At 60.4% G+C, this 10370-nt stretch carries 9 protein-coding genes; 3 read left to right on the top strand and 6 right to left on the bottom strand.

Annotated features, from left to right (window positions below; translation table 11 throughout):
• On the top strand, positions 1-868 hold an 868-nt coding region (locus AC1DMK_RS21885), incomplete at its 5' end, for a HEPN domain-containing protein (protein WP_477861940.1).
• Positions 869-1300: 432 nt separating this feature from the next.
• Here AC1DMK_RS21885 and AC1DMK_RS21880 read toward each other — a convergent pair.
• The 6 genes from AC1DMK_RS21880 to AC1DMK_RS21855 all read right to left on the bottom strand — a co-directional run bounded on the left by AC1DMK_RS21880 (position 1301) and on the right by AC1DMK_RS21855 (position 8554).
• The gene (locus AC1DMK_RS21880) at positions 1301-2080 is read right to left on the bottom strand and encodes a crotonase/enoyl-CoA hydratase family protein (RefSeq protein WP_477861938.1); all 780 of its coding nucleotides are present in this window, start codon (positions 2078-2080) and stop codon (positions 1301-1303) included.
• The gene (locus AC1DMK_RS21875) at positions 2080-2970 is read right to left on the bottom strand and encodes a hydroxymethylglutaryl-CoA lyase (RefSeq protein WP_477861936.1); all 891 of its coding nucleotides are present in this window, start codon (positions 2968-2970) and stop codon (positions 2080-2082) included. Before AC1DMK_RS21875 ends, AC1DMK_RS21880 begins: the two co-directional genes overlap by 1 nt.
• A 4-nt stretch (positions 2971-2974) precedes the next feature.
• Entirely contained in the window at positions 2975-4957 is a 1983-nt protein-coding gene (locus AC1DMK_RS21870; protein ID WP_477861934.1) for an acetyl/propionyl/methylcrotonyl-CoA carboxylase subunit alpha, read from the bottom strand.
• Positions 4958-4965: 8 nt separating this feature from the next.
• Positions 4966-6573, bottom strand: coding sequence for a carboxyl transferase domain-containing protein (locus AC1DMK_RS21865; RefSeq protein ID WP_477861932.1), 1608 nt, complete (start codon positions 6571-6573; stop codon positions 4966-4968).
• Between the two features lie 37 nt (positions 6574-6610).
• Positions 6611-7774 carry an isovaleryl-CoA dehydrogenase gene (locus AC1DMK_RS21860; protein WP_477861930.1) on the bottom strand — a complete coding sequence of 388 codons (1164 nt, stop codon included), beginning with the start codon at positions 7772-7774 and terminating at the stop codon, positions 6611-6613.
• 465 nt (positions 7775-8239) lie between these two features.
• Entirely contained in the window at positions 8240-8554 is a 315-nt protein-coding gene (locus AC1DMK_RS21855) for a DUF6074 family protein (RefSeq protein WP_477861928.1), read from the bottom strand.
• A gap of 188 nt (positions 8555-8742) precedes the next feature.
• On the opposite strand from AC1DMK_RS21855, the gene AC1DMK_RS21850 reads away from it, so the two are divergent.
• Both AC1DMK_RS21850 and AC1DMK_RS21845 read left to right on the top strand, forming a co-directional pair.
• A complete protein-coding gene (locus AC1DMK_RS21850; protein WP_477861926.1) occupies positions 8743-9390 on the top strand; it encodes a lysophospholipid acyltransferase family protein in 648 nt (215 codons plus the stop codon).
• Entirely contained in the window at positions 9387-10337 is a 951-nt protein-coding gene (locus AC1DMK_RS21845; RefSeq protein WP_037064680.1) for a phosphatidate cytidylyltransferase, read from the top strand. Before AC1DMK_RS21850 ends, AC1DMK_RS21845 begins: the two co-directional genes overlap by 4 nt.
• Positions 10338-10370: the final 33 nt, after the last annotated feature.

The raw sequence follows: 10370 nt of genomic DNA, 5'->3' as shown, positions 1-10370 counted from the left end.
GCGCCGCGAGCTTTCGCGGGTCATGCAGATCGTGTTCGACGAGTTCAACGACCATCAGAAGACCAAGCTCTCCGACAAGCAGCGCGCCGGCAAAATCCTAAAGCTCGTGCTGTACGGCTCCTATGCCCGCGGCGACTGGGTCGAAGACCGTGACAGCGGCTACCGTTCGGATTACGACCTGCTGGCCGTCGTCAACACACACAGCTTCGCCGAAGAAAACGAGGTCTGGTGGAAGATCGATGAACGTCTGCTACAAGAGTTTGCCGTCACCCGGCATCTCGAAACACCGGCCAAAGTGATTGCCCACAGTCTCAGTGATGTCAATGACAAGCTGGCGCGCGGCCTGCCGTTCTTCATCGATATCGCCCGCGATGGGATCGTGCTTTACGAGGAAGCGGGGCATCCGTTCGCAGCGCCGAAGCCGCTGACACCGGCGGCCGAGCGTGATGAAGCGCAGCGGCATTTCGATCAGTGGTTCCCGTTATCCGTCCACGCGAGCCAACTTGCGACGGTTAGCATAAACAACGGCGTACCTCGAGATGCGGCCTTCATGCTACACCAAGCGACGGAACGGGCTTACCACTGCGTCTTGCTCGTCCTGACTCTCTACAGCCCGAAGTCTCACCGCCTCACTGTGCTGCGCACCCACGCGGAACGCATCGCACCAAGATTGATCGATGCATGGCCGCGCGACAGCAAGTTCGCCCGGCGCTGCTTCTCGAGGCTTGACCGCGCCTACGTCGATGCCCGCTATTCCGCGCATTACGAGATCACCGCCGAAGAACTGACCTGGCTTGTCGAACGGATCAAGCTTCTACATGAGCTGGTAAAAGATGTCTGTGAGGATCGTCTGAACTCGCGGCGTTGATCCGCCGCTCGCATCATCTATTGCCTCGGGATTGAATCCTAACCGACAGCTCATTGGAACCTCATCGCCGCCCAGAAAAAGCCATTCGTTGTCGACTTCAAGAGCGCACGCCGTTGGAAGAGGAAGGAAGCGCTCCCCATGTGAAGCGGTGTCGATCCCGAAAGACGCGCAGATGCGGTCAAGAAGTGCGAAAGACATCCGACGCCGGCGTTGAGAATGCTGTATCATCAAGGCCGCCCCGACACTCCCGAATAGCCATTGCGACTGAGATGATGAACCAGTCGATCCGGCGGGGTCATCTCAACCAAGTGCCGAAAATGCGTTCTTCCTTGGTGAAGTAGCAGCTCCAAAGCTCGTTGCGCAGTTGCTTTGCTGGTTTCCACAAAGGTATCAGCCGGATGAGCACCACGTTTCACCTCTCTGATTTGCGAACTACAATGAATTCCGCTTTCGCCTCTCAAAGAAGTTCGTGATGCCCCGCCGTGCCTCAGGCGTTTCCCAACTGTCAGCGAGCCGGCGGACGACGTCCTCGATGACCTCGTCTGTGATCGGCGTACCAAGGGAGCGGACGAGCGCTTTGGCGCTTGCAGCGGCTTGTGGCGACGCAGCGAGAAATTCGCTCGCTTCGGCTTCCACCGCACTGTCGAGGTCATCGGCGGCGACAACGGATCCGACAAGTCCGATGGCCCTGGCTTGTTCTGCGTCGAACACCCTGCCGGACATGAAAAGCGGCCGCGCAGCCGAGGCACCGATCCGCGCAACGACGTAGGGGCTGATCGTTGCCGGGATGAGACCGAGGCGAACTTCTGTCAGGCCGAAACGTGCCGTTTGCGCAGCCACAGCCCAATCGCAGACGCTGATCAGACCGATGCCGCCGCCGAACACGTTTCCATGGACGGAAGCGATCAGCGGCTTCGGAAGCTCGTTCAGCGCCTTGAACATCATTGCCAGCCGCCGCGCCTCGGCAATTCTCTCACTTCGACTGGCATCGAACTGGGCACGCATCCACTCCAGATCACCGCCGGCGCAGAAGCTCTTGCCGGCGCCAGCCATGATGACGGCGCGTACGCTTTGGTCCGAACCCAGGTCGCGAGCCGCATTTGTCAGCTCATCGATCATCCCTGCAGACATCGCGTTGTGCTTGTCGGCACGCGCAAGTGTCAGCCGCGCCACCCCGCGTGCGTCGGTCTCAATCCTCACTGTTTCCGGCATCAGGCGGCACTCCTCAGACCGCGGGCAAAGGCTGCCGCCTGTTCCAGCTTTTCAGGCGACAGTCCCGTTCGATAGCCTTTGCGGGAGAGATACTGCGCAACCTCGAGCGTATCGACATTGCCCTTGGCGCCCGGCGCGTAAGGACAACCGCCGAGCCCTCCGACGGAGGCATCGAAGACGCGAAGACCATGCTCCAGCGAAACGCCAATGTTTTCGAGAGCCCAGCCGTCAGTGTCATGGAAATGACCGGCCAGCATGGTGGCAGGCGCATAGGAAAGAACCGTCACCAGCATGCGGTCGACCTCCTCCGGTCGGCCGCGACCAATGGTATCGCCCAGGCTGATTTCGTAGCACCCGAGCGCATGCAGCTTCTCGACGACCTCCGCCGCCGCATCCGGTGCCACGGCACCTTCGTAGGGGCATTCGACGACGCAGCTGACGTAGCCGCGCATGGGAATGCCGAGCTCGCGGCTTGCTTGGGCAACGGGTCGGAAACGTTCTATACTCTCCGCGATGCCACAGTTGATGTTGTGACGCGAAAAGCTTTCGGAGGCGGAGGCGAAGATCGCAACCTCGTCGGCCGCCGCTGCCATCGCGGCCTTGAAGCCCCTCATGTTCGGCGTGAGCACGGCGTAGCGCACACCGGGTCGGCGATGGATACCAGCCATCACTTCTGCAGCGTCGGCGAGCTGGGGTACCCACTTGGGGCTGACGAAGCTCGTGACCTCGATCCGCTCGAAGCCGCAATCGGAAATCACGTCCACCAGTTCGATCTTCTTTTTCGTCGGAATCGGTTCCTTCTCGTTCTGCAGCCCATCGCGCGGCGCCATCTCGACGATAGACACATCTCGTGGAAGGAGCGAGGGCAGGGAGGAGTTTCCTGTCGGCATGATTTTACGCCTCCTCTGCTTTGAGAGTGACGAGGAGCGCACCTTCCTCCACCTGCTGCCCCTCATTTACCTCAACGGTATCGATCGTCCCATCTCGGGGGGAAACGAGGGTCAGTTCCATTTTCATGGCTTCCATCACCACAAGCGGCGCCCCCTTCGAGACAACGGCATTCTGTTGCGTCCGGACGATCTTGACGAAACCCGGCATGGGCGCGGTCAGCCTGCTGCCGGCACCAACGTCCTCGATATCGGCATTCAAGGGATCGGGAAGGCGAAAGACGTGCGTTCTGCTGTCCATTCTCAGGACGAGGTGATGCGCAGCCAGCGTGGCCTTCACCTCGACCTGCCTACCGTCTACCTCCGCACGGCATCCGTCATCCAGGCGGCTGACGATCTTCACCGGAATGACCCGCTTGCCGTCGTGAACAGCGAAGAAATCAAAGCCCCTGGCCGCGATCCGCAGGCTTGAATGACCGCCCTCGTATTGCAGCGTGACGATCCGCTGCATGTCGCTCCAGAGCTGCCAATACCCCAGCGTCTGCCAGGGATCGCCCACCTCTCGCTTGGGCATGCCCAGCGACAGCACGGCGGCAAGTGCGATGGCAATGTCCTCCGGAGGGTGAACCGCCGTGAGATGCTGAATGTTGCGATCAATCAAGCCGGTGTCCGGATGGCCGGAAACGAACTCGTCCTGGGTGCTCAACTGCGCGAGAAATTCGAGATTGGTGGTAATCCCGGTGATGTGGGACGCCCTTAGCGCCCTGGTGAGACGGGAAAGCGCGCTGGCGCGGTTCGGCCCATGCACGATCATCTTGGCAATCAGGGGATCGTAATAGGCCGATATCGCGTCACCACCGCGAACGCCGGCATCGACGCGAGCGCCGACATCGGGAAAGCTCAGCTGCGAGATCGTCCCGGTAGCCGGCAAAAAGCCTTTCGAGGCGTCCTCCGCATAGATGCGCGCCTCGAAAGCCCAGCCGTAGATCTCAAGCTCGGGCTGCGTCTTTGGCAATGGCTCCCCGGCAGCAACGCGCAGCTGCCACTCGACGAGATCGATGCCGGTGATCGCTTCGGTCACAGGATGCTCGACCTGCAGCCGCGTATTCATCTCCATGAAGTAAAATCGGTCCGGCAATAAACCATGCGACACATCAGCAATGAATTCGACCGTGCCGGCACCGCGGTACCCGATGGCGCGTGCGGCGCGCACAGCGGCTTCGCCCATGGTCCATCGCATGTCCGCCGTCATGCCTGGCGCCGGCGCCTCCTCGATCACCTTTTGATGACGGCGCTGCAAAGAACAATCGCGTTCGAAGAGATGAATGACGCTGCCATGGCGATCTCCGAAGATTTGAACTTCGATGTGTCGGGGTTGAAGCAGATAGCGCTCKAGCAAAATGCCGTCGTCGCCGAAGGCAGCCTGCGCCTCGCGCCGCGCGGCCACCAGGGCTTCCAGGAACTCGTCTTCCTGATCAACGCGTCGCATGCCTTTGCCGCCGCCGCCGGCCCGCGCCTTGATGAGGATCGGGTACCCGATCAAAGCAGCCTGATCGGCCAGAAAACCGTCGCGCTGATCAGCGCCATGATAGCCGGGTACGACAGGCACGCCCGCCTGTTCCATGAGCGCTTTGGCGGCATCCTTCAAACCCATTGCGCGGATGGACGACGGCTGCGGTCCGATGAAGGTGAGACCCGCCGCTTCAACCGCTTCTGCAAAATCAGCGTTCTCGGAGAGAAAGCCGTAGCCCGGGTGAATGGCTTGCGCACCGGTGCGCTGGGCGGCGGCAAGAATGCGCTCGATCGACAGATAGCTCTCCTGCGCGGCAGGCGGCCCCAGGCGGACGGCCTCGTCCGCCATCTCGACATGCAGCGCGCCGACATCCGCGTCGGAATAGACGGCAACCGTGGCAATGCCCATGCGTCTTGCCGTGCGGATCACCCTGCAGGCAATCTCGCCTCGATTTGCAACGAGGATCTTCTGGAACATGGGCCGCCTCACATCCGGAAAAGACCGAAGCGGGTGTCTTCGATCGGTGTGTTCAACGAAACCGACAGCGACAGGCCGAGCACGTCCCGGCTCTTGGCAGGATCGATGATCCCGTCGTCCCAAAGGCGCGCGGAGGCGTAGAGCGGGTGGCTCTGCCGTTCAAAGAGATCGAGTACCGGCTGCTTGAAACCGGCTTCGTCTTCCGCAGTCCATGGCGTGCCAGCCCGAGAGAGCGCTTCGCCGCGCACCGTTGCCAGCACACCAGCTGCCTGTTCGCCTCCCATCACCGATATGCGGCTGTTCGGCCAGGTCCAGAGGAAACGCGGCGAGAAGGCCCGCCCGGCCATGCCGTAATTGCCAGCGCCGAAGGAACCACCCAGCAGCATCGTTACTTTCGGGACAGCCGTTGTTGCAACGGCGGTTACAAGCTTGGCGCCGTGCTTGGCGATACCTTCGGTCTCATACTTCCGCCCGACCATGAAGCCGGTGATGTTCTGCAGGAAGACGAGCGGAATCTTTCGCTGTGAGCAGAGTTCCACGAAGTGTGCGCCCTTCAGCGCCGACTCCGAAAACAGCACGCCGTTGTTTGCAAGAATGCCGACCGGAATGCCGTGAATGCAAGCGAACCCACAGACCAGCGTCGCCCCATAGCGGGGTTTAAATTCATCGAAGCGCGAGCCATCGACAATGCGGGCAATCACCTCACGGACGTCATAGGGTGTCTTCAGATCGGCTGGCACGATCCCGGCGATCTCCGCAGGATCATAAAGCGGAGCGTCCGCGTGCTTGATCTCAAATGGCGGTGCTTTCGCGCGGTGGAGGTTGGAAACAACCTGTCTGGCAAGCGCCAGAGCATGGGCGTCGTCGCGGGCCAGATGGTCCGCAACGCCGGATAGCCGGGTATGCACGTCGCCGCCGCCGAGCTCCTCGGCCGAAACAACCTCTCCTGTCGCTGCCCTTACCAGCGGTGGGCCTGCCAGAAAGATCGTCCCCTGTCTTTCAACAATGATCGCCTCGTCCGACATTGCCGGTACATAGGCGCCGCCGGCGGTACACGAGCCCATGACGACAGCGATCTGCGGGATTCCGGCAGCAGACATATTCGCCTGGTTGAAGAAAATCCTGCCGAAGTGATCGCGATCCGGAAACACCTCGTCCTGGTTCGGCAAATTCGCACCGCCGGAATCCACCAGATAGACGCAAGGGAGGTTGTTTTGAGCCGCAATCTCCTGTGCACGCAGATGCTTCTTCACCGTCAGGGGATAGTAGGTTCCGCCTTTGACGGTCGCGTCGTTGCAGACGATCATGCAATCGCAACCGGCCACGCGGCCGACACCGGTGATCAATCCGGCCGCGGGTGCCTCGTTGCCATACATGCCGTGCGCCGCCGTGAGCCCCACCTCGAGAAACGGGGTGGCCGGATCGATCAGGGCGGCGACCCGATCCCTCGGCAGCATCTTGCCGCGGCCGACGTGACGCTCACGCGCAACGGGACCGCCGCCCTGAACCGCTACCATTGCAGCCTCTTCGACCATGCGCACCGCGTCCGCCATCGCGGCACGGTTCATCCTGAAGCTTTCCGAGTTTGTCGAGATCTGCGATTTCAGAACCGTCATTTGTCACCAAAACCGGGTTGGCGGATGAATTCTTCGATCATGCCGTCTCCTCGAAAAGTTCACGGCCGATCAGCATACGCCGGATTTCCGAGGTGCCGGCACCAATTTCGTAGAGCTTGGCATCGCGAAGCAGCCGCGCAGCCGGGTAATCGTTCGTATAGCCGTTGCCCCCGAGCGCCTGGATCGTCTCGAGCGCCATGATCGTCGCCTTTTCGGCAGCATAGAGTATGCAGCCCGCGGCGTCCTTTCGGCTCGCCTCTCCGCGATCGCACCCGGCTGCTACCGCGTAGACATAGGCGCGGGCCGTGTTCATCGTCACGTACATGTCCGCAAGCTTTCCCTGCATCAGCTGGAATTCACCGATTGGCCGGCCGAACTGTTTCCTCTCGTGAAGGTAGGGGACGACCACGTCCATGCAAGCGGCCATGATCCCGAGAGGTCCAGCCGAAAGCACAACGCGTTCGTAATCCAGCCCTGACATGAGCACCCGGACACCGCCGCCGAGCACACCGAGAACGTTGTCCTCGGGCACCTCACAATCGGAAAATATCAACTCACAGGTGTTGGAACCGCGCATACCGAGCTTGTCGAGCTTCGGGCCAGTCGAAAAACCCCTGAAATTCTTTTCGACGAGGAAGGCCGTAATACCACGCGGACCTGCCTGCGGATCCGTCTTGGCATAGACCACCAGCACATCGGCATCGGGACCATTCGTAATCCACATCTTGCTCCCGTTCAGGAGATATCTGCCTCCGTGCTTGTCCGCACGAAGCTGCATCGACACGACGTCCGACCCTGCCGACGGTTCCGACATCGCCAGCGCACCGACATGCTCGCCGGAAATGAGCCCGGGAAGGTAGCGTGTTTTCTGATCGGGAGTTCCATTGCGGCTGATCTGGTTGACGCAGAGATTGGAATGCGCGCCGTAGCTGAGACCCACCGAAGCCGATGCACGACTGATCTCTTCCATGGCAACACAATGAGCAAGATAGCCCATACCAGCGCCGCCATATGTTTCTTCGGCAGTGATTCCGAGAAGCCCGATGTCGCCCATTTCGCGCCAAAGCGGCGTAGGAAAGCTGTTGCTCGCGTCTGTCTCAGCAGCAAGCGGAGCAATCCGATCGGAGGCAAAACGGAAAACCGCATCGCGCAATGCCTCGATCTCGTCAGTCAACGCAAACTTCAGGCCCCCGGAATACATAGGCTTCCTCCCTTTGTCCGGCACGGTGACGCGGCGTGGCCGCGTGCGATCTCTCCCGCTTCGCAATCTGCGCGACCTGTTCCGTGGCAGCCCAGGACGCTAGAAGGTCATCCAAGACCAGTACCATGACAAGCGCAAGGAAAAGTGCCCTCTGGGACAGACCAATCCGCTGCGAGTGAGGCAAGCTGATATCTGCTGTCGGGCCTTCGACGGTGGGTCGTCATTGGCGACGAGCTTGTGCAGCATCTGCTCTCCTCCCAAGATGGCAGCCGTGATTGTTCCGTCGCCACGCTGGACCTCTTTCGGCTCCCCGGGTGACGTTATCACACTACCACTTGGCGAGCGGAATTTCCGAACCAAGACAGCCAATTTGAAACAGTAAATGAAAAGATCCGCGTGCGGCCGCGATAAGTTCGTTCGGAGCAGGTGGCAAACCCCATGCTCCGAAGAAAAGCCGTGGGCCGCTTAACGCTTGAGGGCGCGGCCGCTCCGGCTCTGGGAAATAGCGCGGGCCTGACAGCGCTCGACGAGCGCCTGCTGAACTTCTGCCTGGAAAATCATCACCTGCTCGCGGACATCATCCGTTGAGAAGCCGAGCGACCCGAGCTCATCGGCAAGCCGGCGGCATTCCGTTTTCCAGAAACGAACAGCGTCTTCGCCATGGCAACGCTCCAGTTCTTGAGCACATCGATCGATGTCGCCGGCACGCGAAGCAACCGGAAAAAGGATGATTTCGCTCGTGGTCATTGCCTGCAGCTTCTTGCTTGATTGTACCGACATCGATTCGTTCCGTTGTGTTCGACGTCATTCCTACCGAAGCATAGTTAACGCTTTCCTCCACCGCCCGGATGAAGTGCAGCACCCTTTAGGACAGGCATCCCGGCTTGCCTCAAATACGGGCTTTTGATCGGTTGCAAATAACGCTAGATCTTTGCAATCTGCTTCAGGCGGGACAGGGGGGGGCGACATTGGTACGAAAGGTGATCGCGAAGCCCGCGGCGGCGGCTATCGTATTGTTTGCGCGTGCCATCACCGCTGTGCGCGCGATTTGGCCGAGCGAGGGCGCCCCATCAGGGCAATGCATCTATTTCGCGAACCATTCCAGTCACGGCGATTTCATCCTGGTATGGGCGGTTCTGCCCCCGCGGATGAGGCGAACCACCCGCCCGGTGGCCGGCGCTGAATACTGGCTCAAGTCATCGATAAGCCGCTTCATCGGGCGCGATGTTTTCGACGCTGTCCTCATAGAGCGCGATCGCGACAAGCGCACACATGACCCAATCGAGGTCATGGCAACGGCAATCGACGCCGGCTCATCTTTGATTCTCTTCCCGGAGGGCACACGCAACCAGACGGATGCATCGCTGCTGCCATTCAAGAGTGGCCTTTTTCACCTCGCATCGACCCGACCGGATGTCCGTCTTGTGCCGGTCTGGATCAACAACCTCAACCGGGTGATGCCGAAGGGCGAGATCGTGCCGATCCCATTGATATGCACCGTCAGTTTCGGCAGCGCCATCCGCATCGATCCCGACGAGAGCAAGGAGGCGTTCCTGAACCGGGCGCAAACCGCGCTTCTGGATCTGTCCCCCCAACATGCAGGCGGTAGCGCATGAACAGAGCCAACTCCGATCTGTGGACACTGGTGCTCGGCATTCTGGCAGTGCTGATCGTGGCATCTGCCGTCGGCTATGTCCTCCAACGCCGCCTGTCTGCGGATGGGTCGAACGCTTCCATCGAAAATCTCAACGCGCGAATCAAGGCGTGGTGGGTGATGGCCATCCTGATCGGCCTTGCGTTCCTCGCTGGCCGGATTGGGGTCCTCATCCTGTTCGGCTTCTGTTCGTTTGCGGCCCTGCGCGAATTCATCACGCTCACCCACACGAAACGCGCCGATCACTGGGCGCTCGCGGCGGCCTTCTTCGTCGTACTCCCGATCCAATATTTCCTGCTCTGGGCACAGCAGTACGGCATATTCTCGATCTTCATCCCCGTATACGCTTTCCTTCTGATGCCGATCATCTCGGTTCTGCGCGGCGATACCGAGCGCTTTCTCGACAGGATTGCCGAGGTTCAGTGGGCGCTGATGATATGCGTCTTCTGCGCCTCGCACGTTCCCGCGCTGCTGACACTGAACATCGCAGGCTATGAAGGCCGCAACGTCCTGCTGATCGCCTTCCTCGTGATCATCGTCCAGCTCAGCGACGTATTGCAATATGTCTGGGGCAAGCTGTTCGGGCGAACCAAGATCGCACCGAAGCTCTCGCCGTCAAAAACGGTCGAGGGTTTCGTGGGCGGCGTTGCCAGCGCAACGCTGATTGGCGCGGGCTTGTGGTGGATTACGCCGTTCACACCGCTTCAAGCAGGCTTGCTCGCCTTCATCATCACTTTGATGGGCTTCTTCGGCGGCCTTGTCATGTCGGCGATCAAGCGGGACCGCGGTGTCAAGGATTGGGGCAATCTCATCGAAGGACACGGCGGACTGATTGACCGGCTGGACTCTGTGGTCTTTTCCGCGCCAATCTTCTTCCACATCGTGCGCTATTGGTGGTCGAGCACTTGAGATGCGGGCTGCGACGCGCCGCAAACAGTAGCA

Source organism: Rhizobium sp. 05L419 (genome assembly GCF_056397845.1).
Note: the sequence above shows the minus strand (reverse complement) of the source record. Positions and strands in the feature narration are given on the sequence as shown.

Coding starts and splice junctions, on each gene's coding strand:
- AC1DMK_RS21880 (WP_477861938.1), bottom strand. CDS start 2,080: ATGCCGGAAACAGTGAGGATTGAGACCGACGCACGCGGGGTGGCGCGG.
- AC1DMK_RS21875 (WP_477861936.1), bottom strand. CDS start 2,970: ATGCCGACAGGAAACTCCTCCCTGCCCTCGCTCCTTCCACGAGATGTG.
- AC1DMK_RS21865 (WP_477861932.1), bottom strand. CDS start 6,573: ATGACGGTTCTGAAATCGCAGATCTCGACAAACTCGGAAAGCTTCAGG.
- AC1DMK_RS21860 (WP_477861930.1), bottom strand. CDS start 7,774: ATGTATTCCGGGGGCCTGAAGTTTGCGTTGACTGACGAGATCGAGGCA.
- AC1DMK_RS21855 (WP_477861928.1), bottom strand. CDS start 8,554: ATGTCGGTACAATCAAGCAAGAAGCTGCAGGCAATGACCACGAGCGAA.
- AC1DMK_RS21845 (WP_037064680.1), top strand. CDS start 9,387: ATGAACAGAGCCAACTCCGATCTGTGGACACTGGTGCTCGGCATTCTG.